This is a genomic window from Aquibium pacificum (assembly GCF_040839445.1).
GTDB lineage: Bacteria > Pseudomonadota > Alphaproteobacteria > Rhizobiales > Rhizobiaceae > Aquibium > Aquibium pacificus.
Genome location: NZ_JBDPGJ010000003.1, coordinates 218,358 through 244,794 on the forward strand (window position 1 = coordinate 218,358; position 26,437 = coordinate 244,794).

A 26,437-nucleotide genomic window follows, 5' to 3' on the forward strand; every position below is an offset into this window, starting at 1 on the left:
TCAGGCAATCCCTTTGTCGTTCAGCCAGGTGCCGATCTCCTCGGCAAGTTCCTCGGGCGACCGGCCGGAGGTCTTGAGATGGATCTCGGCGTGCTCAGGCTCTTCGTAGGGCGAATCGACACCCGTGAAGTTGGTGATCTCGCCTTTCAGCGCCTTGGCATAGAGCCCCTTGGGATCGCGCCGCGCGCATTCCTCGAAGGGCGTGTCGACGAAGATCTCGACGAATTCGCCTTCTCCCAGAAGTTCGCGCGCCATGCGCCGTTCCGCGCGGAACGGCGAGATGAAGGAGACCAGCACGATCAGTCCGGCATCGACCATCAGCCGGGCAGTCTCGGCTACGCGGCGGATGTTTTCCACCCGGTCTTCCTCGGTGAAGCCGAGGTCGCGGTTGAGCCCGTGGCGAATGTTGTCGCCGTCGAGGATGTAGGTGTGGCGCCCCTCCGCGTGCAGCTTCTTCTCGAGAAGGTTCGCCACCGTCGACTTGCCCGAACCGGAAAGGCCGGTGAACCACAGCGCCACGGGCTTCTGGTGTTTCTGTAGCGCCCGCGTCGCCTTGTCGATGTCGAGCGCCTGCCAGTGCACGTTGGAGGCGCGACGCAGTGGATGGCGTATCAGTCCCGCGCCGACCGTGCGGTTGGTCATCCGGTCGATCAGGATGAAGGCGCCGGTCGCGCGGTCGTCCGAGTAGATGTCGAAGGCGATCGGCTGCTGCGTTGAGATGTTGCACGAGCCGATCTCGTTGAGTTCCAGCGACTTCGCCGCCTCGTGCGCGAATGTATTGACGTCGATCCGGTGCTTGAGCGCCGTCACGGAGGCCGGACACTGGTTCGTCTCCGTGCGCAGGATATAGGTGCGTCCCGGCATCAGCGGATGCTCGTCGAACCAGATGATGTCGGCGGTGAACTGGTCCGCCACATGCGGACGCGCGGTCGGGGAAACCAGCATGTTGCCGCGCGACGCATCAATCTCGTCCTGGAGAACGATCGTTACCGCGTCACCCGCGGCGGCTTTCTCGCGATCGCCGCCATGCGTCACGATACGGGCGACCTTGGACGCCTTGCCGGATTTCGCCACCACGACCGGATCGCCCTTGGCGATCGTGCCGGAGGCGATCGTGCCGCTGAAGCCACGGAAGTCGAGGTTCGGACGGTTGACGTATTGCACCGGAAACCGGAACGGCTTTTCGGCCTCGACATGCCCCACGGGCACCTGTTCGAGGTGGTCGAGCAGGGTCGGACCCGTATACCAGGTCATGTTTTTGGAGCTCGAGGTGACGTTGTCGCCGTAGCGGGCCGAGATCGGGATCGGGACGATCGCCTCGAAGCCGAGGTCCTTCGCGAAGTCGACATACTCTTCCGCGATGCGGTCGAATACCTCCTGGTCGTAGCCGACGAGGTCGATCTTGTTCACTGCGAGTACGATCTGGCGGATGCCGAGCAGCGAGGCGATGAAGGAATGCCGCCGCGTCTGGCGCAGGATGCCGCTGCGGGCATCGACGAGCACGATTGCCAGATCGGCGGTCGAGGCGCCGGTTGCCATGTTGCGCGTGTACTGCTCGTGGCCGGGCGTGTCCGCGACGATGAACTTGCGCTTCGCCGTCGCGAAGAAGCGATAGGCGACGTCGATCGTGATGCCCTGCTCGCGTTCCGCCTCGAGCCCGTCGACCAGCAGCGCGAAATCGATGTCCTCGCCGGTCGTGCCGTGCTTCCTGGAATCTTTCTCGAGCGCGGCAAGCTGGTCCTCGAAGATCAGCTTCGTGTCGTAGAGCAGCCGTCCGATTAGCGTCGACTTGCCGTCGTCGACCGATCCGCAGGTAAGGAAACGCAGGAGCGACTTGTTCTCCTGTTCGGCGAGATAGGCGCGAAGCTCTGAAGGAACCTCGGCGGCCAGCGTGGCGCTGTCGTTCATCAGAAATAACCCTCGCGCTTCTTCTTTTCCATCGATCCGGACTCGTCGCGGTCGATCATCCGGCCCTGCCGCTCGGAGGTGCGGGCAACCAGCATCTCCTCCACGATCTCCTCCAGCGTCTCGGCGTCGGAATCGATCGCGCCGGTCAGCGGATAGCAGCCCAGCGTCCGGAACCGGACCTTACGGCTCTGCACCGTCTCGCCCGGCAGGAGCTTCATCCGGTCGTCGTTGACCATGATCAGCATGCCGTCCCGTTCGACGACCGGGCGCTCTTTCGCGAAGTAGAGGGGAACGATCGGGATGTTCTCCTGCAGAATGTACTGCCAGATGTCGAGCTCGGTCCAGTTGGACAGCGGAAACACGCGGATGGATTCACCGGCGGCGACGCGCGTGTTGTAGATGTTCCACATCTCCGGCCGCTGGTTCTTCGGGTCCCAGCCGTGCTGCGAATCGCGGAAGGAGAAGATACGTTCCTTGGCTCGGCTCTTCTCCTCGTCGCGCCGTGCTCCGCCGAACGCCGCGTCGAAGCCGTACTTGTCGAGCGCCTGGCGAAGCGCGACCGTCTTCATGATGTGCGTGTGGGTGTTGGAACCGTGCGAGAACGGACCGATGCCTTCCCTGACGCCTTCCTCGTTGATGTGCACGAGCAGATCGAAGCCGAGTTCCGCAGCCATGCGATCCCGGAAGGCGATCATCTCGCTGAACTTCCAGGTCGTGTCGACGTGGAGAAGCGGGAAGGGCGGTTTGCCCGGATAGAAGGCCTTCATGGCAAGGTGCAGCATGACGGCCGAATCCTTGCCGATCGAATAGAGCATGACCGGCTTCGACATTGTCGCGGCCACCTCACGCATGATGTGGATGGATTCTGCTTCGAGGCGCTGCAGGTGGGAGGCCACCAGGGACATATCGGCCATTCCATTCTTAAAAATGAGAAAGTGCGGGCTCTATGTTCGATCTGCCGGAGAGTTTCAAGCAATCGATTATCGAAATTTCCCGAATTCCGGTGACGTTCACCCCAATACACCGGTCCTATCACTGTGCCGACGGTGGATGGCAAGGCAATCTCTCGAAGGGCCGGGGCTCGCGGCACGGAGATTGCCTTCATTCATGACAGACTTCGAATCGGCGAAGTGTCGCAGGCGAGCAAGGCTTATCGATCGCTTTTCGTGGCTCGCGGTCCCCGCGATGCGTTCTGCGCCGTTCCAATCATCGGCGACCTTCAAGCAATTGTCGCGGATGAATGGGGCGGAAGGGGGAGTTGGCGATCGGCAAGGTTGGTAGCATGCGATTCGATCGCCGCCGGATTTCGATCATGACCGGCTGCATTCCAGTGGAGGCTCGACCCGTCGTCGGATATTGTCGCCGCGCTCGGGGAGAAGCGCAGCCGCACCTGCCGCCCCGGGGTCTCGACAGCCTGGATGACCGACCGCAATGCCGCCCAGCAATTCCTTCCCCGACTACGGCCTAACGCCCGAGGAGCGCCGCGAGGCGGTCAACGGCAACAGGTACGAATGGCCGGGCATGGATGGCGAGCGCGGCGAGATCTGGTGCTACACGGACCACTACTCATACGCCGCCGGCGACAGTGTCCGACTGCACGTGTCGTCCACCGCGCCGAGCTTCGCGATCGAGATCACGCGCGACGGAGGAACGGAGACGCCCGTGTTCTCTCGCGAAGACATCCGATCACGTTGGCAGGACACACCGGACCAGTGCTCCGTCGAGGGCTGCGGCTGGGACGCGAGCTTCGCGTTCGAGGTGCCGCGCGAGTGGCCCTCCGGCGCCTACCGCATCACGCTTACGGCGGAAGCACGAAACGGTGCGCCGATCCGCTGCCATCATCTCTTCATCCTGCGGCCGGAGCCGGGCCGCAGGCCGGGCCGCGTCCTCCAGGTCGCCGCGACCGGCACCTGGACGGCCTACAATACCTGGGGCGGGTCAAACCACTACCAAGGCATCACCGGGCCGAACCGCGACATGTATGCGCCGACGGTGAGCATCGAGCGTCCGTTCTGCCGCGGCTTCGTCGTGCTGCCCGCGGACGCTCCGCGCGTGCCCCTCGAGTTCCAACTCCCGCCGGCGACCGCGCCGCGCTATCCGCACATGGAATGGGCCTTCGCCAACGGCCATTCGCGCAAGTATGCCTCCTCCGGCTGGGCAAGCTACGACAGCCATTTCTTCCGCTGGGCGGAGCGGGCGGGCTACGCCATCGATCTGGCGAGCCAGCACGAGCTTCACTTCGATCCGGAGATCCTCGACGGCTACGACTGCGTCGTCTTCGTCGGGCATGACGAGTACTGGACATGGGAGATGCGCGACGCCGTCGACGGTTACGTCGAGCGGGGAGGGCGGGTTGCGCGTTTCGCCGGCAACTTCATGTGGCAGACGCGGCTGGAGGACGAGGGGCGGCGCCAGACCTGTTACAAGTATCGCGCGCGGGCCGAAGACCCGGTCTACCGCCTGGAAGAGAGGAGCCGCGCCACGACCTCGTGGGAAGCGCCCGAGGTCGGCCGGCCGGGCGCCCTGACCTTCGGACTGAACGCCACGCAGGGGCTCTATGCCGGCTGGGGCGGCTGCGCGCCGCGCGGCGTGCGCGGCTTTCCGGTCTACAGGCCCGAGCACTGGGCATTCGCGGGAACCGGCATCTACTATGGCGACCTGCTCGGGGAGAAGAGCCACGTCTTCGGCTACGAGGTCGACGGGCTCGACTACGTCATCCGCGGCGGATTGCCCGAACCCTCGCAGACGAGCGGCGCGCCGGACGGATTGCGGATCCTGGCGCTCGGCATGTCGTCCCTGAAGGAAGAGAGTACGGACGTTCCCGCCGACGACCAGTTCCTTTCCGACGAGGATGCGAAGTTCGTCGCGCAGACCCTGGTCGGCGACGACAGCGATGCCTCCGTCGACCGCGTGAAGCGCGGCGCCGGCATGATCGTCGATTTCCAGCGCGGCGAGGGTGAGGTATTCCATGCCGGAAGCTGCGAATGGGTCGCGGGGCTCATGCGGCGCGACGCGATGGTCGAACGCGTCACCGCCAACGTCCTCGACCGCTACCTGAACCGATAGGCAAGAGCGCCATGCTGACGAATGCGACACCGACGACGGACAAAGCGCCCGAAGGCGCTCCGCGACCGTCCAACCTCTTCTATCTCGCCAGTTCGCGCCGGCCGCTGGTCGACCGCGCCGAAGGCATCTACATCTGGGACCAGTCCGGCCGGCGCTACATCGACGGCTCCAGCGGTCCCATGGTCGTCAACATCGGCCACGGCAACCGCAACGTCATTCAGGCGATGAAGCGGCAGATGGACCGCGTCACCTTCGCCTACCGGCTGCATTTCGAGAACGAGCCGGCCGAGGAACTGGCGCGGCAGCTGGCGGCGCGGATGCCCGCAGGGCTCGACCGCATGTTCTTCGTCTCCGGCGGTTCGGAGGCGGTCGAATCCTGCATCAAGCTCGCCCGCCAGTGGGCCGTGGCGACGAACCAGCCGCAGCGCTGGAAGGTGGTGACGCGGTTTCCTTCCTATCACGGCGGGACGCTCGGCTCGCTATCGGTCACAGGCGACGACGCGCTGTCGCAGAGTTTCTGGCCGCTGATGCAGAAGATGCCGACCATTCCGGCGCCGGCCGCCTGGCGCGACCGCGACAACCTCTCCATGGAGGAGCGCGGGCTGCGCTACGCCGACATGCTGGAGGAGAAGATACTCGAGGAAGGCCCCGAATCCGTGCTCGCCTTCATCATGGAGCCGATCGGCGGCGCGGCCACGGCGGCGCTGGTGGCGCCGGACAGCTACTACGGCCGCATCCGCGAGATCTGCGACCGCCACGGCGTGCTCCTGATCCACGACGAGGTGATGAGCGGGGCGGGGCGCACCGGCCGCTTCCTCGGCGGAGACCACTGGAACTGCCGGCCCGACATCGTCGCTATGTCGAAGGGGATCGGCTCCGGCTATGCGCCGCTCGGCGCCATGGCGGCCTCCTCCCGCCTGGTCCAGCCGCTGCTCGAGGCCGGCGGTTTCCAGCACGGCCACACCTATGCCGGTAACCCGCTCGCCTGCGCGGCGGGTCTTGCCGTGCTCGGCGAAATGGACCGGCTGCGGCTGATCGAGAACGCCGCCGCCATGGGCGAGGCGCTGATGGAGGAACTGCGCGGCCTGCAATCACGCTTTCCCTTCATCGCCGACGTGCGCGGCAAGGGCCTCCTGATCGGCGCCGAAATGGTCGCCGACCCGGAAACGCTGGCACCCATACCTCCGCGCCGGATGGCCTACCAGCGCCTGCTGGACCTCTGCTACGAGCGCGGCCTCATCATCTATGCGCGGCGGGTGAAGGGCGGGCGGGACGGCGACAATTTCATCCTCGCACCGCCTATGGTCGTGACGCGGGAGCAGGTGGACGAGATCATCGGGATTCTGGGCGATGCGCTGGTGGCGCTCGCGGGAGAACTCGACCTGCCAGTGAACGGGTGAGGCGCACATGGTTTGGGACCGCGACAGCGTGATCGCCTAGCATGGGGAACGCGCTCACATTTCGGATGGCCACCTCCGCGGATGCCGCAACCATCCACGATGCCGTCCTCGGCCTTTCCGATGCGATGGACGAACGCCACCGCGTCGTCAGCACGCCGCAGGATATCGCCCGCCACGGGTTCGGCGACAAACCCGCCTTCGAGGCGCTGATCGCCCAAGACGGCTCCGAGACGGCGGGCGTCTGCGTCTTCTTCCCGAGCTTTTCGACCTACCGCGGCAAGCCCGGCGCCTATGTCCTTGATCTCTACGTCTACCCCCAATGGCGCCGGCGCGGCGTGGCGGGCGGACTGCTGCAGCGGGTCGCCGCCATCACCCGGGCGCGCGGCGGCGCCTATGTCCGGCTCTCCGTCGATGCCGCCAACGTCTCAGCGCAGCTCTTCTATGAGGGGCTCGGCATGAAGCATGCCACCCGGGAGCGTATTCTTTCCGCCCATGACGAAGCATTCGCCGCATTGGCGGATGCCGGCGACAGACTGGCCTCGAAGGAAACCGGATGAAGGCCTACTACGCCGACGAACAGAAGCGGCACGATCCCAAGGCGTTCCTCTCGAGCGGCGCGCCGCAGCCCAACCCCGAACAGCCCGAGCGCGCGGTGCGGCTGCTTGCCGGTGCGATTGCCGCGGGATGCACGATCGAGCGGCCGGCCGATCTCGGGCTGGCGCCGATGGCGGCGGTCCACACGCCGGAATATCTCGAATTCCTGCAGAACATCCATGCCCGCTGGCGGCGCATCCCCGACGCTTCCGAGGAGGTGATCCCCAACATCCACCCGCTTGCCCGCAACGGCGCGTATCCCGCATCGGCGGTGGGTCAGGCCGGCTACCACATGGCCGACACGGCCTGCCCGATCTCGGCCGAGACCTGGCGCAGCGTGTGCTGGAGCGCCTGGAGCGCCGCTGCTGCCGCCGATGCGGTGATGGCTGGCGATCGGGTCGCCTACGCGCTCTGCCGGCCGCCGGGCCACCACGCCTTCGCCGACGTCGCGGGCGGGTTCTGCTTCGTCAACAACTCCGCCGTCGCCGCGCAGCGCCTGCGCCGCCGGGCGGACCGGGTTGCCATCCTCGACGTCGATCTCCACCACGGCAACGGGACGCAGGGCATCTTCTATGCACGCCCGGACGTGCTGACGGTCTCGATCCACGCCGATCCCGTCCGCTTCTACCCGTTTTTCTGGGGCCATGCCGACGAGCGCGGGGAGGGGCCGGGCCTCGGCTACAATTTGAACCTGCCCCTGCCGCGCAAGACCGCCGACGAAGGTTTTCTGGCAGCGCTCGAAGCAGGCCTGCGCCGCATTCGTGCCTTCGCGCCCGACGCACTCGTCGTCGCGCTGGGGCTCGACGCCTTCGAGGGCGATCCCTTCGGCGGCTTGTCGGTCACGACGGAGGGCTTTTCGCGCATCGCTGCGGCCATCGCTGGACTGGGGCTGCCCAGCGTCATCGTGCAGGAAGGCGGCTATCTCTGCGACGAACTGAGCGACAACCTGACGGCATTTCTCACCGGTTGGAGCGGCTGAACGGAGGTCCGGCCGCATAACGGCCGCGCGCCCGCCCGTCACGGATCCCAAGATTATCAATCGTGTGCACCCGCCGCCTGCCGGAATCCTTGAAAACCGCGCCGGCTTCGCCCATACAGCGCACAGCCGGAGGGATGGCCGAGCGGTTTAAGGCACCGGTCTTGAAAACCGGCGTGGGCGCGAGCTCACCGTGGGTTCGAATCCCACTCCCTCCGCCATTCTTCCGCTTTCGATTATGATTTTCAAGTACTTATAGGATGCGTGTGTTCTTACCCTCCAACCCACCCATCAACGTCTGACTGCTTTCGGCGGAAGCGGTTGGGCTGATAATGTGGTCAAGGGTTCGAGTCACCTAAGCGGCACCACCCATTCCTTCTCATCTACCGGTCTCTCGGCCGTCTCTGCCTAGCTCCAGAATAGCTCCGCGTTTCCCGTGGGTTGGCAGCTCTTCTGCTTCTTAGACCGCAAACTCGGGGACAGAGAAGGGCTCTTCTCGGGGCAATTCTGGCGCTCGTCTCTGTCGCCCCTTTTGGACATCCCCATGTTTTCGGAAGCGATGGTTGGATGATGCAAACCGGAGGGCAGGCCGGCCGGCGTTACATCAGGCGCCGAGTAGCTCGTGCTGTTCCGTCCACGAATGCGGAAGCTCCGGAAGACGCGAAAGCGTCTGAGCGGTGAGCTCTGATGACTGCGAACCAGAGAGGATCTGATCGGCGATCTTGGGCGTCAGGAACGCCAGGCGCAGCACCCTGCTGAAGTCGGAACGATCCATCTTGTTCGCTGTCGCCACGTTGCTGATGCTGCGACCGGAACCGTCCGTCAGCTGGGCCAAGTAGAAGTGCGCCTTCCGGAGCATCCGGATCATGTTCTCGTCGGAGGCGACGGCGCGCCGACTGTTGTCGGCCAGAACGATCCGGGTCTCCTTGCCGCGGCGGCGGAGGGATATCGGCCGCTCGATTGCGATGTATCGGAGCCGATCATCAGGTTCGCTTCTCACTGGAGATCCGGCCAGTTGTTCTACGAGGTTCTCTGCATCGAGGCGCAGTATCAGCTTGGCAGGTGCGAGATCGATCCGCGGGAACAGCTTCTGGATGATGCTGCGCCGGTGCTGAGGAGTAGATGCCTGATAGGTGGCGTGAAGGTCTGAGGCTCTGGAGATTGTAGCGGGGATACGATCGGCCGGGATGCGGTCCTGAAGCAGCTCTGACAAGAGTCGAGCATTGGTCAGGATACGGGCCAGCTCCGCCTCGACAACCTGCTCCATCTGTCGCGCGGGAAGACGCCAGCCATTCTGAGTTCCGCTCCCTCGTTCCTCAACGAAGGCTTTCGAGACGTAGTAGCGATATCGAACGTTTTCCTTCTTCGTGTGAACCGATCGGAGGCTGTTTCCATCCTCATCGAACAGGATACCGGTCAGCAGATGGAGATCGGCCGAGTTGGTTGCCCTCGACCGAGCAGGTGCCTGCGTGGCGAGAAGTGCCTGCGCGGCAGCAAACTTTTCTGCATCGATGATCGCCTCGTGCTCGCCCTCATAGACCTTCTCACGATGCCGGACCTTGCCGATGTAGATCGGGTTCGAAAGCAGATGGTAGAGGGGCCCTCGTCCGAAGCGGCGCACTGCTGGGTCCGTTGAAGTTGGGTCATCCGATTCCAGTTCCGTCCGGTCCTTCTCCAGCGATCGTGCAGGGAAGCGCATCGCATTCGCCTCCGCGGCAAGCGCGCGGACCGACTTCAGTTCCAGATAGCGGCTGAAGAGATAGCGGACGATCTCTGCCTCACTCTCATCCACCTTCAGCTTCCGGTTCTCTGCCCGGTAGCCAAGAGGAACGCCGCCGCCCATCCACATCCCCTTCTTCTTCGAGGCAGCAATCTTGTCCCGAATGCGCTCGGCTGCGACCTCACGCTCGAACTGAGCAAAGGACAGGAGCACGTTGAGCGTCAGTCTTCCCATCGAGGTGGTGGTGTTGAACTGCTGCGTGACCGATACGAAGGAGGCGCTCGCCGCATCGAAAATGTCGACCATCCTGGCGAAATCGGAGAGGGAGCGGGTGAGGCGGTCGATCTTGTAGACCACCACCACGTCCACTCTCTTCTCTCGAATGTCTTGAAGTAGTCGCTGCAGGGCAGGGCGGTCCATCGTCCCGCCAGAGATGCCACCATCATCATAGCGGTCCGGAACCAGCCGCCAGCCGAGGGAGGATTGCGAGAGAACATAAGCTTCGCAGGCCTCCCGCTGGGCGTCGAGAGAGTTGAACTCCTGCTCAAGTCCGTCCTCGGTGGATTTGCGGGTGTAGACGGCGCAGCGCAGGCGAGGGGAAGCCGATGTGCTCATAACCCGAAGAACCTCGGTCCTGACCAGTGCGCGCCGGTGATCCGATTTGCGACGGAGCTCAGGGATCGATAGATCTTACCGTCGAAGAGGATGCCTTGCTCGGTGACATCGACGACATGCATCCGTCCGTTCCACTCGCGCATCAGTCGTGTTCCCATGGCGAGCGGAGGTGCAGCGGGTGTCCGATCAGCGATGTGCAGGTTCTCCTGTGGAGGAGGAACGGCAGCGCTGGCAGCAAGGTGACCAACATCAGCACTGTTGCTCGGCTGTGGCGCCGACAAGGATGGCTTCTTATGAGTAAGAGAACCGCGGCGCAGGCCAGCCCGAGCAGCCGCTGACAGCCCGCCAAGCTTCTTCGCCTGCAGGTGCCATGCAGCCGATCGCTCCAGGAGTGCCCGGTTGATGCCCTTCGGCGGCGGGCAGCCATAGGTCTTGTGCCACCGCACGACGAGTTCCTCGCGTGGGAGAACGCCGATTGCGGCGACCTCCCGTTCCAGATTGTCATTGCCTCGCATGGCAATTATTCCGCGGCCGCGGCGGTGATGATCCGGTACCGGCGCACGCCCTGCTTGCCCACCTCGCTCGACAGGTTCAGCCCCAGCTTCTTCTTCACCGTTCCCGACAAGAACCCTCGCACCGAGTGCGCCTGCCAGCCGGTTGCCTCCTGCAGCTCAGGAAGGGCAGCACCATTCTTTCGCCGCAGGAGCTTCAATGCCGCTTCCGTCTTGGAGGTCCTGTGGCCGCTTACGGCTGCCGCGCGAACCTGGATAGGGGAAAAAGGGCTCAATGCTGCCGTCGTCCTCCCTCGTATGCTCCGGCGCTTCATTCGGGGAGATCACGGCTGCAACCGCTTCCTCAGGCTGAAGTCCGACTTCCTTCTTCCGACTGTGTCCGTCGAGGCTGCCGGTTTGCGGTGCGGGGACAAGTGTATGCTGCGAACGCTCGGCAGATGCCGCGATTGAGTTCCTATGGGTCATGGCTTGGCTCCTTCGCCTCAGGGCGCAGAACCATCCTGCGCCGCTACCACGACAAGCCCGGCAGAATGCCAGGCGCGGATCTCAAGCGTCGCGCGAGCCGCAGCGACCGACAGACCAATGCTTGCTCGCGGGATGAAGTCGAGTGGAATCTTCCGTGTACCGGTGCGACCGAAAAAAGAATGGAGCACTGTCCGGAATGACGGAAAAGGGGCCGTCACCCGACGGTCCGGTTCTGGCGAAGACACTGAGAAAGCCGACGTTCGGCCAGCAACGTCAATTGCGGACGTGTTGTGAAAGCCGACGATCCGACTGCGGCGGATAACGTTCACCCGGTCAGGATCGGCTTCAGCGCCTCGACCTCCGAGACGACGAACTCGAAGAAGGCTTCGACGCGCGGCAGGTGACGGCCATCAGGATGCGATCAGGGGATGGTACTTCAGGTCCTCAACCGATGTCGGGATCATGTCGGCGAAGGTGCCAGAAGGGTTTTGCCTCCAGGCCCAGACGTGCAGTTCGTAGAAGGGATCGAGGCCGTAGCGGGTCGAAGCCTGGACGAGTTTGAACAGGTGGCCTTCGAGCGAGGCGGGGCCGGTGAAGGTGATGTATTCGACAGCGATCACTTCCAGCGAGCCGTCAGGCTTCGGCTCGTACATGACTGCTTCCGGGCGATCGACGTCGATCGAGTTGTCCTTGAGATACTCCCCTTTCACATAGTGGATGCCGATGGCGCCCCCGTTCTGGGCGCTCGCTTAGGGAATAGGGGCGTATCCTTCGGCGACTGCGGCCGCGACGTTCCCGAATCGTTCGTTGGCCGCGCGTACCCTCTCGACCAGCGGTCCCGTATCCGCAGACGCTCCAAACGGACCGGTGGCGAGGTCGAGAAAGGCTGCCGACACGAGCGATGGGATTCGCACAAGCGCTTTTACGACAAATCCTTTCGACCTATTGATCTTGGTGCGGCGCGCTCGCCGCGCGCGAAGCATTCGGCAGCATGGTATTGGGGGATCATTCACCGATGCCGTCTGCGGTCGAGGGATCGATGAATGCGGCCACTTCCGTCACCCTGTTGGCCGGGAAACCGCCTTCTCTCGCGTGCTGGAGGACAACGTCCGCGCTTGGCGCTTCGTGCACGCAGTAGATCTTGTCGCCGGCGACATAGCTGGTGATCCATCTGTACGGGACGCCCAGCCCAGCTACGACTTCGTTCGACTTGGCCGAGATGTCCTTGAGCTGCTGGGGGCTCAACTTGCTAGCACCGGAAATCTCTCGTTCGATGACATAGGTTGGCATGGCGTTGCATCCTTCTGCTAACATGCGTTGCGCGGTTGGCCCGAAGACGCGTCGGTCGAGTGGACCTATGCTTGTTCACCTCGGTCACGCCAGAAGGATCGAACGAGATGGCCGCGATGACCATGACCGGAACACCGAACCGCCTGATCGAGACCCCGGACCTTTCGGCCGGCCCCAACAGGACCGCGCTGCTGGCCGACGTGCTCTCGCGCATCAAGCTCGACGGCGCGATGTTCCTGCGCGGCGAGTATTCGGCCGGGTGGGCATTCGATTCCCCGGAAACGAGCGATCTCGTCGGGCTGCTTGCGCCCGGCGCGCAGCGGCTGATCCTCTTCCACATCGTCAGGAAAGGCCGTGCTTGGGTCAGCGCGGGCAACCTGCGCGTGGAGCTGGAGGCCGGCGACGTCGCGGTGCTGCCGCACGCCCATCGGCACCTGATGGGCAGTATCTCGAAGGCGGCAGATCCCATTCCGATCGCGGATATCCTGCCCCCGACCCCTTGGGACGGCGTGCCGGTCTGTCGCTTCGATGGAGGCGGAGAGGAGACGGAGGTCGTTTGCGGCTATCTCAAGTGTGACGACCTCCTGTTCAACTCCTTCATTCGCCGCTTGCCGCCCGTGTTTCGCGTCCGACCGCCTGACGGGCCAACCGCGGAACTTATTCGCGCCTGCGTCAACTATGCGGTCGACGAGCGCACGCATTCGCGTCACGGCGGCGCACCGCTGACGGCTCGCATGTCGGAACTGCTACTTACGGAGGCGCTCAGGCTCTACAGCGAGCAGGATGCCAGCGACGATGGCTGGTTGGCGGCAATCAACGATCCCTTGGTGAATCGTGCTCTTGCCCTGCTCCACGCCGAACCAGGTCGCCGCTGGAACGTGGAGGAGCTTGCACGCCGAGCCGTCACCTCACGCTCTGTGCTCGACGAACGATTTCGCAAGCGGCTGGGGCAATCCCCCATGCGCTACCTCGCGGAATGGCGTATTCAGCTAGCCGCCGACTTGATGAAGAACAGCGAAAGGAAGCTGGCTGGAATTGCTCAGGCTGTCGGATACGGATCCGAGGAGGCATTCAGTCGGGCTTTCCAGCGACATGTCGGTATCTCCCCAGCCCACTGGCGGAAGCGATAATAGCCTGACGCGTTCAGCCAAACGGATTTCGCGGTTGGGGCCGAAAGCCGACCGACTGCTCTGGGGAGAGGACTGAAATAAGCTGCCGGATAGGTCGGAGCACGCCCTATCCGAGGACAAGGCCGCCGGGGGCGGTTCCATCGCTTCCAAGGCATTCGCCACCAACGACGAATGGGGTAGCGGCCGGGGGTAGCGGTCAGGTATTCCGGGCGATGCTCTGGTCCAGCGCGGCAATCTGTCGCCGCAAGCCGTCGATTGAAGCCTGCTGGGCACCCTTGAGAGCTCGATTAGCCTTCCAAGCAGCGCTGATCTTGGCGGTGGCGAGCTTCTTGCCATCCTCTGCCTTCTGTAGGACCTCGGCCCACTCCTCGTCAGTCATGGAGTAGTCCTCGCCGGATTGGTCGTTGTGAGCAGGCCAATGCACGTCGCTCAGCGTGTCCGTCAGGTCTTTGAGCGCTGCCTTGAGAGCCGCCTTAGCTTCCTCCACCGCCGCGTCCTCGGTCCCCTCGAGCGTGATGAGATACCAGTCGAGGCGGCCAAGAATCATCTGCTCGACGCCATGCGCATCGTGCTCGGTAATCTCGAGCGGCTCGCCCGCCGGGCCGCTCGTCACATCTTGGGCCTTCCACAGCGGGTCATCTATCGCCTTGGCGACCCGGACGGCGCGCTCCTCGGCCTCGCGCAGCCGAATCGCGAGTGTCTCCCGGTGCATGATGCGGGTCTGGAGGTTGCTATCCTTCAGTTGCCGCCAAACGGGAGCTCCGGCGTACCAAGCCGCGCCGATGGCGAGTACGCCCGCGATCAGCGTCTGGTAGTTGTAGATGAAGGTGCCAGCACCGGCCCAGATCACCGACAATAAATGCGAAGCGGTAAGTTCCATCGCGATTACCTATCCCCGGAGAGCCTGCCCTCTCAACGGGCAGGGCCGATACTGTTCCAACTTTCCGTCGCCGACTTGCCGGCAACCGCTCGGGGGTGGACGCGGGGGGCAGCGAAGCCGCGCCGCTGCTCAGATGACCTTCCTCTTGTAGCCAATGGTCCGCAGGAATTCAGGCCATCCACGGTAGCGATCCGCACCGGGGCGAGGCTCCACACCATGCTTCTCGAGCGCCGCCAGAATGTCAGCGTCAGAGCCATGCTTCGTCTCATCGGCCGACAGGTCCATCGGGGAGAAGCTCGAGGACATGTACTCGCGAAACCTCACGGACAGCAGGCGGTCCGAGGGCGGATCAACATGGGTCCATCCGGCGAAATCAATCTTGCTGCTGCCCTGCACCCAACCGCCCGGGGTGAGGTGCATTTCGTCAACCTCGTCACTTGCCGACATGATGCCTGCTCCTCCTGTTGACCTTGCAGGTGTGATCGAGGATGGAATATTCAACCGGCCCACTCTCATCAATGCCCCGCTGCCCGGCTGAACGAGCCCAGCCGCTGGCTAACCGCCGCCATCGTCCGCAAGATCGCGCGACTGTTCGAGGTTCCGGCGGCCGAACTCGGTGCCTTCTTTGGACTCTGCGAGGGCGCCTACGATCGGCTTTGCCTGCCCTGTGCCAACCGCGCCGGGGAGGTGAGCCACTACGCGGTTCGATTGCACCGATACTGAACAAACACATGAACAGCTTTGACTCCACGTCGATTCGGAGTCAGCTTTTCATGCATGTTCAAGAAGATCGTCATTCGCAACGTGGGGGTATTGAAGGCGTTTGACGCCGGGACCTCTCCGCCACTCTCACAGCTCACGATGTTCTACGCCCGGAACGGCCGGGGCAAGTCCACCCTCACCGCCGTCATGCGCGCGGCCCGGGATGGTTGCTCGAACACCGTCATGGCGCGACGTTCGTTGGGCAACAATGCTGCTGATCCCGAGATCACACTCGTCTCCGACAGCGGAAATCGGCTGTTCAAGAGCGGCAAGTGGCAACACAAGCGCGCACCAATCGAAGTGTTCGACGCCACCTTCATCGCGGATAACGTATTTGCCGGAGAAATGATCGAGCTGCCACAGGACCGGGGCTTGTTCTCGGTCATCATCGGGGAGGAGGGCGTGCGGCTCGCCAATCTCCTCGAGCGCTTCAATGCCCATGCCAAAGCGGCGGCCACTAAACTGAAGGACGCTGAGGCGGCTCTGGAGGATGATTTGCCCTCCGACATCAGCCGCATGGACTTCTTTGCGCTTGCGGCCAACCCTGCGTATGCGGACCGTCTCGACAAGGCCGAGAAGGCGTTGAAGGCCGTTCAACAGGTCGACAAGATCACGGCGCTCAAGCAACTCGACACCATCGCCGCGCTAACTCTGCCCGCTGACATGGCGACGATCCTTAGCGCCACGGTCCCGGACATCGACGCAGCGGCCCGAGACCGGCTGGCCGAACACTTCCGGCACTTTAAGCTCGGCAAACAAGGCGAGGCGTGGGTCAACTACGGCATTGAGCACATTCACGATAATGCCTGCCCGTTCTGCGCTCGGCCGAACGCTGACGAGCTCGGCATTGTCACGCTGTACGGACAGATATTCGGTGAGCAGTACAAGGCCCACATGACCACCATCACGGACGCAGCGACCGCGCTGGACGATGCGTTGGGCGAGGACGCGCGCACAGCGATTGCGGCGACACTGACCGCGAACGTCGCGTCGGCAAAGGCATGGGAACAATTCGTCCAGCTCGGGGCTGAATTGCCCGACTGCGCTGACCTCGGGGCCGACCTCGTGGAGGCCCACACAGCTGCGAAGGAGCTGCTTGATCGCAAGCGTCAGTCCCCACTCGAGGCTGTGGCGGATGCAGAGCTCACCGCGAAGGCCAATGCGGCCCTTTCCCGCGCCGCCGCCACGCTGGCGGCCTACAATCCCGCCGTTGAAGCCATCAACACGGCCACGAAGGGCGCGCAGTCAGCGTCAGCGACGATGACGGAGGACGATGCCAAGCTGGCGGTCACGAATGTTAAACGCCGCATTGCCCGGACAGAGGACCCGGGCGTCCAGCGCCGCATTGAGGAATATCTCGCAGCGTCACGGCACGATGAGCGTGCGAAGAATGCGCGCAAGGTGACGCAGAAGAGGCTCAAGAGTGCCAATGACGCGGCGGCGGACCACTATCACCTTCGCGTGAACCACTATCTCGAGCGCTTCGGGGTCTCGGCTCGGATCACGCGGCCCACGAACAGCATGGCTGGCAACGCCGGGTCCTCCGATTACTCGCTGGTCATCCGGGGTGAGTCAGTGCCGCGCGGCCGTGGGCCCGGAGCCGCACCCATCCCGAGCTTCCGTAACACCCTTTCGACCGGCGACAAGACCACGCTCGCGCTCGCCTTTTTCCTCGCCAAGCTCGACCACGATGGAGCGCTGAACCAGAAGGTTGTCGTCTTTGACGACCCGCTTGCCAGCCACGACAGCCACCGTCGCGGCAAGACGGTGGAGGCCGTCAAAGAGCTCTGTGGTCGGTGCCTCCAGCTCATCGTCCTGTCCCATGACGAGTATTTCCTCCGGGATGTGGAGAAGCTGTGCGCCAGCGCCACCAAGGCGTCCTATCAGATGGAGTACAGCGACGGGGACGAGTGGTCAGCCGCGAAGCATGTCCGACTTGGGGACCTGTGCCGCTCCGATCACACTAAGCGCCTAGACAAGCTCGCTGCCTACGCCGACAACCGGCAGGGCGACCCCGACGACATCGTGCTACACGTCCGGCAGGTGATCGAGACGCACTTCCGCCGCTCATACACGGCTTACTTCCCGCACAACCGGAACCTCGGCCAAATGGTGCGGGACATTGACGATCACGTGGGCAGTCACCCTTGCGACGGAGTGCGCAACCGAATGGACGCGCTCAACTCTGCCACTTGCGACAATCACCACGGGGATGATGCGGACGTGATGCCCAAGAAGGGCGTCGATCCCGATGCCTTGAAGGTGATCGTCACTGATGCATTGGAATTGATCGGGGCGCGGCGCCCGGCGGGCTCGACCGCTGCTCCCGCCCTGGCTCCGGGCTCGACCGCTGGCGGCGCCTCATCGGGCGTGACTGTGCCCTGAGCCGCTTTCGAGGCGGCCGGGGTAGCGGTGAGATCGCTACCCCTCGGCTACCCGGAAGGACTGGCGGGACCATCTTTCCAGCTGACTACCTGAAGAGATGGTGGGCGCGGCAGGGATTGAACGTGCTACCCCACCCGTGTGAAGTGCAGGATCGATAGCCAGGTAAGAATGACCGCTTTCGGCTGTGAATGGAGAGTTCACGAACGTCCGACTTGGGGGCGCGAACCTGTCGTTGAACGGAACTTTATCAATGCGGATGGGCGGGCATGCGGCGGCGCTAACCGACCGATACAATGTCGAGGCTCCGGTTTGAGCCGCCGCTATCCGCAGCAATGAATAGTTCAAAAACACCGAATCAGGAGCGGCTCGACAGCCGAGGTCCCGTCCACTGCCTCAACTGTGGCGGCTGACAGCCGTCGGGGGACGAGGCCCATCGCCGGGCTACCGGTATTCGCCGATCTACTGTTTGCGTCGGTGAAATAGAATCATCCAAACAGTTCCAACTGCAAGTCCGTCATGTAAGGTGAAGCAGTTCAGAGCCGATATTCGACCGCGTGATAGAACGCAATCATCGCGATGGCTGACGGACCCCACCACCGATTGCGGATAAGGGAACAGACAGAAATCATGCCCTTCAACGAACGCTCCAGGCACATAACGCAAGGGATCGCCCGCTCACCCAATCGCGCGATGTACTACGCGCTAGGGTACGAGAAGGCTGATTTCGACAAGCCGATGATCGGTATTGCCAACGGCCACTCAACCATTACGCCATGCAACGCAGGCCTGCAGCCGCTCGCGGACGCCGCGGTCGACGCGATCAAGACGGCTGGTGCCAACCCGCAGGTGTTCGGCACGCCTACGATATCGGACGGTATGTCGATGGGTACGGAGGGCATGAAATACTCGCTGGTCTCCCGCGAAGTGATCGCCGATTGCGTTGAGCTCTCGGTGCAAGGGCAGTGGATGGACGGGGTGCTTGTCCTCGGCGGCTGCGACAAGAATATGCCGGGCGGCATGATCGGCATCCTGCGCGCGAACGTTCCTGCAATCTACGTCTATGGCGGCACGATAAAGCCCGGCCGATGGAAGGGAGAAGACCTTTCCATCGTCTCCGCGTTCGAGGCAGTGGGCGCCTTCATGGCCGGAACGATGAGCGAGGAGGACTTCGAAGGCATTGAGCGCAATGCCTGTCCCTCCACAGGTTCCTGCGGCGGCATGTACACCGCCAATACCATGAGTTCGTCCTTCGAAGCGCTCGGCATGTCCCTATTGTACACCTCGACCATGGCGAACCCCGACCGAGAGAAGATCGATAACGCCGCTGAATCCGGCCGCATTCTCGTGGAGGCAGTGAAGAAGAACATCCGCCCGCTCGACATCGTTTCGCGGGACTCGATCGAAAACGCGGTGGCGCTGATCATGGCTCTTGGCGGATCGACGAATGCGGTGTTGCATTATCTGGCCATCGCAAGTGCCGCCGGCGTCGAATGGACGTTGGACGACTTCGAGCACGTTCGCCGCAGGGTGCCGGTGCTGTGTAATCTAAAGCCTTCCGGGCGGTACATGGCGGTCGACCTGCATCGCGCCGGTGGAGTTCCACAGGTTCTGAAGATACTGCTGAACGCCGGGCTGCTGCACGGGGATTGCCTAACGATCACCGGCAGGACGCTAGCGGAGGAACTCGCAATCGTACCCGATGAGCCGAGCGCCGACCAAGACATCATCATGCCCAGGCAGCGAGCGCTATACCAGGAGGGTCACCTTGCCATCCTCAAAGGAAATCTGGCTGAGGATGGAGCGGTCGCCAAGATAAGCGGCTTGAAGAGCCCGGTGCTTACCGGGCCGGCGCGCGTCTTCGATGACGAGCAGTCGGCCCTCGACGCGATCCTTGCGGACCGGATCAAACCGGGGGATGTGGTCGTATTGCGCTATCTGGGGCCTAAGGGGGGGCCCGGTATGCCCGAGATGCTGGCGCCCACATCCGCGCTCGTCGGCCGCGGGCTCGGAGAGACAGTTGGACTTGTCACAGATGGACGGTTTTCGGGCGGTACCTGGGGCCTGGTGGTGGGGCATGTGGCTCCGGAAGCGTTCGTAGGCGGCACCATCGCCTTGGTGAAGGAAGGGGATACCGTCACCATTGACGCACGCAGCCTGCTACTGCAGCTGAACGTGGACGCAGACGAACTCGCGCAACGCCGTGCGGCGTGGAAGCAGCCGGGGCTTCGCTACAAGCGCGGTGTTCTGGCCAAGTTCGCGGCGCTGGCTCGTCCTGCCAACGAAGGCGCCCTTAGCGGGTAATCACCGGAGTTCCGATCGACTCATCCTAAGGAATGCCGCCATGACCACCGCACCCGAATTATTCGATGTGAACGCCGCACCGATGCGGATAGGAGCAGTCCGGCTGAAGGTGCGCGATCTGGAGACTGTCTCGGCCTTTTACCGAAAGGTGCTTGGTCTTTGCGTCATCGACGCCGGTGATTCGCGCGCTGTTCTCGGAGCTGGAAGTACGCCACTCCTCGAACTCGACGGAGATGCCACACTGGCCCCGCTCGACCCGCGACAGGCCGGACTCTTTCACGCGGCTTTTCTGATGCAGCGAGCCGATCTCTCGCGGTGGGTGGCCCATGTAGTCGAAGCTGGCGTGCCGCTTGAGGGGGCATCCGACCACCTCGTCAGCGAGGCGCTCTACCTAGCCGACCCTGAAGGCAACGGCATCGAGGTCTACGCTGACCGTCCAACCGCGCAATGGCGCACTGAATCGGGCGAGGTGCGCATGGCCACCGATCCGCTTGACCTCCAGAGTCTGATGCAGAGCGCCTCGGGCACCCAGTGGTCGGGGTTCCCCGACAGCGGTAGCATCGGCCACGTGCACCTCCAGGTGGGTGATACCGAGGCGGCCGACCGATTCTACCGCGACGTGCTTGGCTTCGCCCTCTCCGCGCGCTACCCAGGCGCGAGCTTCTATGGCAGCGGCGGCTATCACCACCAGCTCGCGGGCAACGTCTGGAACAGTCGCCGCGCGGGTCCGCGGCCGGAGGGAATGGCGGGTCTCGATGTGATAGAGGTCGTTCTCCGGGACGCGGCCGACCTCGACGCGATCGCCACGCGGGCCGAGAGCGTCGGCATCCCGATCACGAAAGAGGGGAACGGCATGAGATTGCGCGATCCCTGGGGCACCGCCGTCGCGCTGACGCACTGAAATAGACGACATGCTGTGAACGGCGAATCGGCGGCTAGCTGGCAGCCGGTGCAGGCAGGAGACGAGAAGGACGGATTCGTCCGTCAGTCATCGATCTTTCGCAACTGGGTGGGGCCCACCGCTCTCGCGAGGCGTGGCAACGCGGGAGGCGCTGAGGCCGTATCCATCGCCCTTCACCACGGCAGCGCAGGCGGGCTGGCGGAGCCGCCGCCTTAGCTGGCGAAATTCCACGCAAGTGCCGCAAGGTCGACCGACAGGACCGCGCCGGCTCGTTCCACTGTTGTAGTCATCGCGAATACCGCGAGAGGTTCAAGCCAGCTGTCTCCACTTCTGGCGTTTCTCCGGAGATGATGTCGGACAACACGCGCCCGGAGCCGCATGCCATGGTCCAGCCCAGGGTGCCATGGCCGGTGTTCAGAAAGAGCCGATCAAGGGGCGTGTTCCCGAGGATGGGCGGTCCATCTGGCGTCATGGGACAAAGGCCGCTCCAGAACGTGGCCTTCCGCATGTTCCCGCCGAAGGGGAACAGTTGTCCCACTGAATGCTCGAGCGCCGCCCGTCGAAGGGTTCGCAAGGTCGTATCGAATCCGGCCAGTTCTGCGGTGCCTCCCGCGCGGATCCTTCCTCCGAGACGCGTGATGGCGGTCTTGTAGGTTTCGTCCATGACAGTCGACACAGGCGCCATAGTCTCTTCGACTATCGGGATGGAGAGCGAATAGCCCTTGACCGGATGCACCGGAAGCCTGATCCTGAGCTCCTTGAGCGCGGCAGGGGAGCGGGTTCCGAGCGCGACCACGTACGCGTCAGCTATCCGCAGGCCCCGAGATGTCGCGGCCGACTTCACGGCGCGGCCGTCGGTCACGAGCGAAAGGAGTTCCGTGCTGTAGGAGAACGTTACGCCCAGTACCTCCGCCATGGCCGCGAGACGCTCGGTGAACAGCCTGCAGTCACCCGTCTCGTCGTCCGGCAGCCTCAGTCCTCCGACGAACTCGGCCGGAGCTTCGGCAAGCGCCGGTTCGACTTTGATGCAGCCCCTGTGGTCGAGCGCTTCATAGGGTACGTTCAGGTTCCTGAGCACCTCGACGTCTCTGGCAATGGCATCGAGCTGATTGCTGGAGCGAAAGAGCTGCAGCGTGCCGCGACTGCGCTCGTCATATGATATCCCGGTCTCCACCCTAAGCTTCTTCAGGCAGTCGCGGCTGTACTCCGCCAGAGGTACCATCCGTGACTTGTTGAGCGCGTAGCGTTCCGAGGTGCAGTTCCGCAGCATCTGGAGCATCCACGACCACATCGCCGGATCAGCCCTGGGGCGGATGACGAGAGGGCCGTGATGCATGGCTAGCCACTTCAATGCCTTCAGGGGCACCCCGGGCCCCGCCCAGGGAGAGGAGTATCCGGGCGAGACCTGGCCCGCGTTGGCGAAGCTCGTCTCGCAAGCCGGACCTTCCCGCCGCTCGACCACCTCAACCTCGTGCCCTGCCTTAGCCAGGTAGTAGGCTGTCGTCACGCCGATCACGCCCGCGCCCAGAACCAGCACCCTCATACTTCTTTTCTCCGTTCGAACTTCCCGCGTCCCGCGCTCAGGCGAGGAGCCTGCCCCACCGAGGTAGCCGTAAAATACGGCCTCGGCGTTCGTGGCGTTCGCGGCCAGGACCGGCAGTCCCGCATAGACGAGGGCCGGAAACGTCAGAAACGTCCCGCCCTCTCCAAAGTGTTGAGGGTGGCGACAAAGAAGGCCGCCGCCAGGACAAGATAGTCGGTCATGAACTTGAGTTTGCCTGGCTGGCGGCGCTGAGCTCACGCGGCCGACGGGCCCGGATCATCATACCCGTCCGGCTCGGCCGCCACGCTCGCATGGGCTCTGCCGTAATGGGCGCCGCGGATGAGCTTGAGCTGAGGTCTGCGTCCGCCGGACGGTTCGACCATCGCGGTCCGTTCCCTCTCGCGGCGTGTCTTTTCGGGCTGATAGAGCACCTTCTCGAGCCGCAGCGTTTCCACGCTTCCGTCGTTCACGGGCAGCCGGAAGGATTGCCCTTCCGAAACCCCCAGGAGAGCCAGGCCGCGCGGCGATGTTATCGGGAGGAAAAGCCCGTTCGGGTGGTGCATCGGATCGTGTGAAAGGACCCTCGTCTGCGCGTGGCCATCGTCAACAGCGAAACGCACCCTGCTGTTGAGGGTGGCGACTATTTCCGACACGTCGTCGCGAAAGACGATGAGCGCTGATTCGATCTTCCGGCGCAGCAGGGGCGCCATCGGATCGTCTCGGCCCATGCATCGGTCGAGCATGACTTCCAGGATCGTCAGATCCTTGGTCGTGAGGATGCAAGCATCTTGTGACATCGCAGTTCTCCATCGCTCCGCTCCGGGAGCGGCCAAGTTCGAGACGAATTGGAGATCCCCCTGGGCCACCGGTAGGTGGCACAGGGGCAATCAGCCTGCGATGAGACAACCTCCGACGAGGGAAAGGCGCGACGGTCGCGGGACGCACCTCATTGCGCGTGTCCGGCTTCCGCCGCCAAGCCTTGGTGCGAAGGGTGGGAAGGCGCTTCGACGTGTTCGACGGTCAGGCGATGCGTACGCCCGTCGCGGGCCGTCCAATCAATGGACTGTCCAGCGGAAAGCCCGATCAGAGCCGCACCGATAGGGGTAAGGACAGATACTTTTCCTTCGGCGATGTCGGCATCGGCCGGGAACACGAGCGTAACAGTCCGGCCTTTTCCCGCATCTGTCGTGAAGCGCAGGGTAGAACCCATCCGCACGACATCTGCCGCGAGCTTCCCAACGGCCACTATACGCGCGCGGTCGAGCTCCGACATGAGTTCCTCCGCCATGTCAGGGTTCCGGGCCATGACGGAATCAGCAAGTCGCGACAGGCGTTCATGGTCCGTGCGCGTCAGGCTGATGGCGGTCTTGCGCTGCCGGTTCGAATGCGGAGCCATTCCGGCCTCCTGATGTCAATTGCCTGCGACAGCGCACGACGCGCGCTGCCGCGGCTCAGATGGTACTGTTGTGGAAATTTTCGTCGCACCTTCGGCTTCGCCCTTGCCCCATAACCGGGATGGCTGCCAATGCCCCGCGGCCAGGGCGCGACGCGACCGAGCCGGGGGTCAGGTGCCCGCGATAGGGCACACCCTGTGAAGGATGGAAAAAAGTTTGGTCCTGTTCATGGGGCGAACGTGGGAAAGATTGCGAGGAAAGTCAAGCCTCAGGCCAGCGCCGACCAATTGTGACCTGTCGAACCTCGTCCTGCCTGCTGCTCGAGGCTACGTCTTCTCCCCTTTCTGGGCCCAAGTCCGGGAGTGCGTGCGTGGTCTGAGCATGGGCCGGAAACCTCTGCCTCCCAACTGCACTCCTGAGCTTGCGCTAGAACAAAGAAGCCCTCCACGAAAAGCGACATCGTAATTCGAGCCATTCAGTGGAGGTGAATCTCATGGGCGTATTTTCGATGTGGTCCGAGCGGACAAGCCGCCAGTCAGCTCTGTTGCATGACATGATGGAACAAGTGGACGTGGATCTCGTGAACGCTGGCAAACAACCGCTGGGTCTGCAGCTGGAGCGCGCGGTACGTGCCTGCTTCTTTTGCCGACACGGGAAGGAGTGCCGCGAGTGGCTCGATGGTTCGCATCGAACGAGGGAGAACGCGCCCGAATTCTGTCCAAACCGCAGCTTCTTCAGTGCGCATCGTAGGCAGAGTACGACCGTTCGCCACGCTACATCTGATCCAGGCCGCCCCATCCGCCGGCAGGTCCACTGAGCACGCGAACCCGCCGGACAGTATCGAGGCGATCGGCGGCGTCCAGGTCTCCCAGGTAGTGGCACCGCGCTTGACCCATCGGCTTGAGAGCCTGAGGATCGGCCACGACCAACTCCTGCCGTCCGTCCTGAAACAGCATGAGCTTCTCATATCCGTTTGGAAGATGGCCCGCGGTGTGGGGCATTCTGTAGCCGCGAAAAGGCGCCTTGATGAATAGTGCGCCCCGTGCCCGGCATCCCGAACGATCGGCCTCAAGGACTCGAAAACCGAAAAGGGAAAGTTTCCGCTCAACTCCCTTGCGTATGCGCGGACTCATTCGGGTTCGTGAGAAGCGGTTCTCTCCACGGACGCCGGATCTCGCCCGCAAAGCTCCGGAACGTTGACGGATCTGAAAATAGTCATTCGGGTTCGCCCATCCCTTTGATTGCTGTTTGCGCCAGCGCAAAGAGCTGTCGTCCGGCAAGGTCTAGATGCGGCACAACGGCTCAACGAAGCCGCGACGTGAAAGGATAAGAAGATGAAAAAGCTGATTGCCGCGCTTGCTCTCGGAACCGCGGTCGTGTTCGCAGGATCCGCCGGGGCGGCCGAATTCGAGGTCAAATTGCTGAACAAGGGCGAGAAGGGAGCGATGGTCTTCGAGCCCGACTACATCAAGGCGGCACCGGGAGACACCATCCGCTTCGTTCCGACCGACAACGGCCACAATGCCGAAACCATCAAGGGCATGGTTCCCGAAGGCGCAGAAGGCTTCAAGAGCAAGTTCAACGAGGAGTTCACCGTAACCCTCGATAAGGAAGGGATCTACGGCATCAAGTGCACTCCACATTACGGAATGGGTATGGTCGCGCTGATCGAAGTCGGCAAAGCCACCAATCTTGAGGAGGTCAAGGTGGTCAAGCATCCTGGAAAGGCAAAGACGGCGTTCGCCGAACTCTTCGGACAAAGCGTCGCTGCAAAGTAAGTGGGCCGAACGGCGACGCCGTGTCGGAGGGCCCTCGAGGCTCTCCGGCATTTTGTTTATTGACCGAATTGAAGGATCTGTCGAAGGCCGGCTTTTTTCTTGACGACATATCGCCCAAGATTCATCGATCGATCATGTATTGATGTCAAGTGGTACGCGGTAGGATCTCTGCATTGGCACGATCATCATACAGCCGCCGAATTGAAGCGATTTGAGAGCGGCCGCCGAGCCCCTGTAGAAAGGGGAACATTCTTCGGAAGGCGCGGCTCTTTCGGCGCGAAGGAGGATCCCATGAAACGAACGCTCACTCTAGCGGGCGTTGTGCTTGCCTTCACATCTTTCACGACCTGGGCACAGGAGACTGACGACACCGCCACGAACGCCGTTCTGCAAGCCACCTCGGAAGCTTCGGCAACACCGGCCGGGTGGAACGGCGACGTGCTCAGGGAGGAACTGGCCAGCAAGTCATTGGCTGCAATCCGGCAACCTTGCCGCCCCAAGGCTACCGATAGCCTGGTCGGCGATCTCGGAGACGTCGGGGTGTTGCTGCACAAGCAGGTCATCTAGCATGTGGAGCGGCCGGAACTATGGACGAGGAAGACCAGCAGCGCCTGGATGAACTGTCCGTCCTGAACTAGGCGGAGTTCGCTACAGGCTTCGCTGGATGGATTGTGGAGACCTACCCCAGTTAATCGAGAAGTGGCAAGCGATATACCAATCGCGGTCTTCCGGTTCGTTCGCGGACAAAGTCGCCGAGCAGCTGCGGGCGCAGCTGGAGGTTGCCAGCACGATCATGGCCGCAGACGGTGACCTAGCC

Annotated in this window: 22 protein-coding genes, 1 tRNA gene and 1 pseudogene; 12 read left to right on the top strand and 12 right to left on the bottom strand. The window is 63.2% G+C overall.

What is annotated here, in order from left to right; translation table 11 throughout:
• Positions 1–1,908, bottom strand: coding sequence for a sulfate adenylyltransferase subunit CysN (cysN, locus tag ABGN05_RS13535; RefSeq protein WP_367954578.1), 1,908 nt, complete (start codon positions 1,906–1,908; stop codon positions 1–3).
• A complete protein-coding gene (cysD, locus tag ABGN05_RS13540) occupies positions 1,908–2,813 on the bottom strand; it encodes a sulfate adenylyltransferase subunit CysD (protein ID WP_367955129.1) in 906 nt (301 codons plus the stop codon). Before cysD ends, cysN begins: the two co-directional genes overlap by 1 nt.
• A 526-nt stretch (positions 2,814–3,339) precedes the next feature.
• Here cysD and ABGN05_RS13545 point away from each other — a divergent pair.
• The 5 genes from ABGN05_RS13545 (at position 3,340) to ABGN05_RS13565 (ending at position 8,165) form a co-directional block, all read left to right on the top strand.
• Positions 3,340–4,974 carry a N,N-dimethylformamidase beta subunit family domain-containing protein gene (locus ABGN05_RS13545; RefSeq protein ID WP_367954579.1) on the top strand — a complete coding sequence of 545 codons (1,635 nt, stop codon included), beginning with the start codon at positions 3,340–3,342 and terminating at the stop codon, positions 4,972–4,974.
• An 11-nt stretch (positions 4,975–4,985) separates the two neighbouring features.
• Positions 4,986–6,374 carry an aminotransferase family protein gene (locus tag ABGN05_RS13550; protein WP_367954580.1) on the top strand — a complete coding sequence of 463 codons (1,389 nt, stop codon included), beginning with the start codon at positions 4,986–4,988 and terminating at the stop codon, positions 6,372–6,374.
• A gap of 65 nt (positions 6,375–6,439) precedes the next feature.
• Positions 6,440–6,931 carry a GNAT family N-acetyltransferase gene (locus tag ABGN05_RS13555; protein WP_367954581.1) on the top strand — a complete coding sequence of 164 codons (492 nt, stop codon included), beginning with the start codon at positions 6,440–6,442 and terminating at the stop codon, positions 6,929–6,931.
• Entirely contained in the window at positions 6,928–7,947 is a 1,020-nt protein-coding gene (locus tag ABGN05_RS13560) for a histone deacetylase family protein (protein ID WP_367954582.1), read from the top strand. Before ABGN05_RS13555 ends, ABGN05_RS13560 begins: the two co-directional genes overlap by 4 nt.
• A 128-nt stretch (positions 7,948–8,075) precedes the next feature.
• Positions 8,076–8,165, top strand: a tRNA-Ser gene (locus ABGN05_RS13565).
• Between the two features lie 383 nt (positions 8,166–8,548).
• Here the strand turns inward: ABGN05_RS13565 and ABGN05_RS13570 are convergent.
• The 5 genes and pseudogenes from ABGN05_RS13570 to ABGN05_RS13590 all read right to left on the bottom strand — a co-directional run bounded on the left by ABGN05_RS13570 (position 8,549) and on the right by ABGN05_RS13590 (position 12,546).
• The gene (locus tag ABGN05_RS13570) at positions 8,549–10,279 is read right to left on the bottom strand and encodes a recombinase family protein (protein ID WP_367954583.1); all 1,731 of its coding nucleotides are present in this window, start codon (positions 10,277–10,279) and stop codon (positions 8,549–8,551) included.
• Positions 10,276–10,794 (bottom strand): DUF2924 domain-containing protein, encoded by a 519-nt coding sequence (locus tag ABGN05_RS13575; protein ID WP_367954584.1) that lies wholly within the window; start codon positions 10,792–10,794, stop codon positions 10,276–10,278. Before ABGN05_RS13575 ends, ABGN05_RS13570 begins: the two co-directional genes overlap by 4 nt.
• 5 nt (positions 10,795–10,799) lie before the next feature.
• Positions 10,800–11,066, bottom strand: a complete 267-nt coding sequence (locus tag ABGN05_RS13580) for a DUF3489 domain-containing protein (RefSeq protein WP_367954585.1) — start codon at positions 11,064–11,066, stop codon at positions 10,800–10,802.
• Between the two features lie 600 nt (positions 11,067–11,666).
• Positions 11,667–12,152: pseudogene (locus ABGN05_RS13585) on the bottom strand (hypothetical protein).
• 109 nt (positions 12,153–12,261) lie between these two features.
• Entirely contained in the window at positions 12,262–12,546 is a 285-nt protein-coding gene (locus ABGN05_RS13590; RefSeq protein ID WP_367954586.1) for a DUF4242 domain-containing protein, read from the bottom strand.
• 107 nt (positions 12,547–12,653) lie between these two features.
• On the opposite strand from ABGN05_RS13590, the gene ABGN05_RS13595 reads away from it, so the two are divergent.
• Entirely contained in the window at positions 12,654–13,676 is a 1,023-nt protein-coding gene (locus ABGN05_RS13595) for an AraC family transcriptional regulator (protein ID WP_367954587.1), read from the top strand.
• Positions 13,677–13,872: 196 nt separating this feature from the next.
• On the opposite strand, the gene ABGN05_RS13600 is transcribed toward ABGN05_RS13595, so the two are convergent.
• Together ABGN05_RS13600 and ABGN05_RS13605 are read right to left on the bottom strand one after the other, a co-directional pair.
• Positions 13,873–14,556 (bottom strand): hypothetical protein, encoded by a 684-nt coding sequence (locus tag ABGN05_RS13600; protein WP_367954588.1) that lies wholly within the window; start codon positions 14,554–14,556, stop codon positions 13,873–13,875.
• A gap of 129 nt (positions 14,557–14,685) precedes the next feature.
• Positions 14,686–15,003: a hypothetical protein gene (locus ABGN05_RS13605; protein ID WP_367954589.1), complete on the bottom strand. Its 318-nt coding sequence runs from the start codon at positions 15,001–15,003 to the stop codon at positions 14,686–14,688.
• A 330-nt stretch (positions 15,004–15,333) separates the two neighbouring features.
• On the opposite strand from ABGN05_RS13605, the gene ABGN05_RS13610 reads away from it, so the two are divergent.
• The 3 genes from ABGN05_RS13610 to ABGN05_RS13620 all read left to right on the top strand — a co-directional run bounded on the left by ABGN05_RS13610 (position 15,334) and on the right by ABGN05_RS13620 (position 20,905).
• Entirely contained in the window at positions 15,334–17,703 is a 2,370-nt protein-coding gene (locus tag ABGN05_RS13610) for an AAA family ATPase (RefSeq protein ID WP_367954590.1), read from the top strand.
• A 627-nt stretch (positions 17,704–18,330) separates the two neighbouring features.
• A complete protein-coding gene (gene ilvD, locus ABGN05_RS13615) occupies positions 18,331–20,004 on the top strand; it encodes a dihydroxy-acid dehydratase (protein WP_367954591.1) in 1,674 nt (557 codons plus the stop codon).
• A 40-nt stretch (positions 20,005–20,044) separates the two neighbouring features.
• Complete coding sequence (locus tag ABGN05_RS13620) at positions 20,045–20,905, top strand: VOC family protein (RefSeq protein ID WP_367954592.1); 861 nt, start codon at positions 20,045–20,047, stop codon at positions 20,903–20,905.
• A gap of 286 nt (positions 20,906–21,191) precedes the next feature.
• Here the strand turns inward: ABGN05_RS13620 and ABGN05_RS13630 are convergent, their stop codons facing one another.
• The 3 genes from ABGN05_RS13630 to rnk all read right to left on the bottom strand — a co-directional run bounded on the left by ABGN05_RS13630 (position 21,192) and on the right by rnk (position 23,844).
• A complete protein-coding gene (locus tag ABGN05_RS13630) occupies positions 21,192–22,706 on the bottom strand; it encodes a D-amino acid dehydrogenase (RefSeq protein WP_367954593.1) in 1,515 nt (504 codons plus the stop codon).
• Positions 22,703–23,245 carry a GreA/GreB family elongation factor gene (locus ABGN05_RS13635; protein WP_367954594.1) on the bottom strand — a complete coding sequence of 181 codons (543 nt, stop codon included), beginning with the start codon at positions 23,243–23,245 and terminating at the stop codon, positions 22,703–22,705. The genes ABGN05_RS13630 and ABGN05_RS13635 overlap by 4 nt, the downstream gene beginning before the upstream one ends.
• A 149-nt stretch (positions 23,246–23,394) precedes the next feature.
• Positions 23,395–23,844 carry a nucleoside diphosphate kinase regulator gene (gene rnk / locus ABGN05_RS13640; RefSeq protein ID WP_367954595.1) on the bottom strand — a complete coding sequence of 150 codons (450 nt, stop codon included), beginning with the start codon at positions 23,842–23,844 and terminating at the stop codon, positions 23,395–23,397.
• A 506-nt stretch (positions 23,845–24,350) separates the two neighbouring features.
• Here rnk and ABGN05_RS13645 point away from each other — a divergent pair.
• The 3 genes from ABGN05_RS13645 to ABGN05_RS13655 all read left to right on the top strand — a co-directional run bounded on the left by ABGN05_RS13645 (position 24,351) and on the right by ABGN05_RS13655 (position 26,187).
• Positions 24,351–24,659: a DUF6455 family protein gene (locus ABGN05_RS13645; RefSeq protein WP_367955130.1), complete on the top strand. Its 309-nt coding sequence runs from the start codon at positions 24,351–24,353 to the stop codon at positions 24,657–24,659.
• 517 nt (positions 24,660–25,176) lie between these two features.
• Positions 25,177–25,620 carry a pseudoazurin gene (locus ABGN05_RS13650; protein WP_367954596.1) on the top strand — a complete coding sequence of 148 codons (444 nt, stop codon included), beginning with the start codon at positions 25,177–25,179 and terminating at the stop codon, positions 25,618–25,620.
• A gap of 291 nt (positions 25,621–25,911) precedes the next feature.
• On the top strand, positions 25,912–26,187 hold the full coding sequence (locus ABGN05_RS13655; RefSeq protein ID WP_367954597.1) for a hypothetical protein: 276 nt from the start codon (positions 25,912–25,914) through the stop codon (positions 26,185–26,187).
• The last annotated feature ends 250 nt before the right edge of the window (positions 26,188–26,437 follow it).

Bases quoted from the DNA above. Each gene is read 5' to 3' on its own strand.
- ABGN05_RS13575 (WP_367954584.1), bottom strand. From the start codon at position 10,794: ATGCGAGGCAATGACAATCTGGAACGGGAGGTCGCCGCAATCGGCGTT.
- ABGN05_RS13620 (WP_367954592.1), top strand. From the start codon at position 20,045: ATGACCACCGCACCCGAATTATTCGATGTGAACGCCGCACCGATGCGG.
- ABGN05_RS13605 (WP_367954589.1), bottom strand. From the start codon at position 15,003: ATGTCGGCAAGTGACGAGGTTGACGAAATGCACCTCACCCCGGGCGGT.
- ilvD (WP_367954591.1), top strand. From the start codon at position 18,331: ATGCCCTTCAACGAACGCTCCAGGCACATAACGCAAGGGATCGCCCGC.
- ABGN05_RS13555 (WP_367954581.1), top strand. From the start codon at position 6,440: ATGGCCACCTCCGCGGATGCCGCAACCATCCACGATGCCGTCCTCGGC.
- rnk (WP_367954595.1), bottom strand. From the start codon at position 23,844: ATGGCTCCGCATTCGAACCGGCAGCGCAAGACCGCCATCAGCCTGACG.
- ABGN05_RS13545 (WP_367954579.1), top strand. From the start codon at position 3,340: ATGCCGCCCAGCAATTCCTTCCCCGACTACGGCCTAACGCCCGAGGAG.
- ABGN05_RS13550 (WP_367954580.1), top strand. From the start codon at position 4,986: ATGCTGACGAATGCGACACCGACGACGGACAAAGCGCCCGAAGGCGCT.
- ABGN05_RS13600 (WP_367954588.1), bottom strand. From the start codon at position 14,556: ATGGAACTTACCGCTTCGCATTTATTGTCGGTGATCTGGGCCGGTGCT.
- ABGN05_RS13560 (WP_367954582.1), top strand. From the start codon at position 6,928: ATGAAGGCCTACTACGCCGACGAACAGAAGCGGCACGATCCCAAGGCG.
- cysN (WP_367954578.1), bottom strand. From the start codon at position 1,908: ATGAACGACAGCGCCACGCTGGCCGCCGAGGTTCCTTCAGAGCTTCGC.
- ABGN05_RS13570 (WP_367954583.1), bottom strand. From the start codon at position 10,279: ATGAGCACATCGGCTTCCCCTCGCCTGCGCTGCGCCGTCTACACCCGC.
- cysD (WP_367955129.1), bottom strand. From the start codon at position 2,813: ATGTCCCTGGTGGCCTCCCACCTGCAGCGCCTCGAAGCAGAATCCATC.
- ABGN05_RS13595 (WP_367954587.1), top strand. From the start codon at position 12,654: ATGGCCGCGATGACCATGACCGGAACACCGAACCGCCTGATCGAGACC.
- ABGN05_RS13590 (WP_367954586.1), bottom strand. From the start codon at position 12,546: ATGCCAACCTATGTCATCGAACGAGAGATTTCCGGTGCTAGCAAGTTG.
- ABGN05_RS13650 (WP_367954596.1), top strand. From the start codon at position 25,177: ATGAAAAAGCTGATTGCCGCGCTTGCTCTCGGAACCGCGGTCGTGTTC.
- ABGN05_RS13635 (WP_367954594.1), bottom strand. From the start codon at position 23,245: ATGTCACAAGATGCTTGCATCCTCACGACCAAGGATCTGACGATCCTG.
- ABGN05_RS13655 (WP_367954597.1), top strand. From the start codon at position 25,912: ATGAAACGAACGCTCACTCTAGCGGGCGTTGTGCTTGCCTTCACATCT.
- ABGN05_RS13645 (WP_367955130.1), top strand. From the start codon at position 24,351: ATGTGGTCCGAGCGGACAAGCCGCCAGTCAGCTCTGTTGCATGACATG.
- ABGN05_RS13610 (WP_367954590.1), top strand. From the start codon at position 15,334: ATGTTCAAGAAGATCGTCATTCGCAACGTGGGGGTATTGAAGGCGTTT.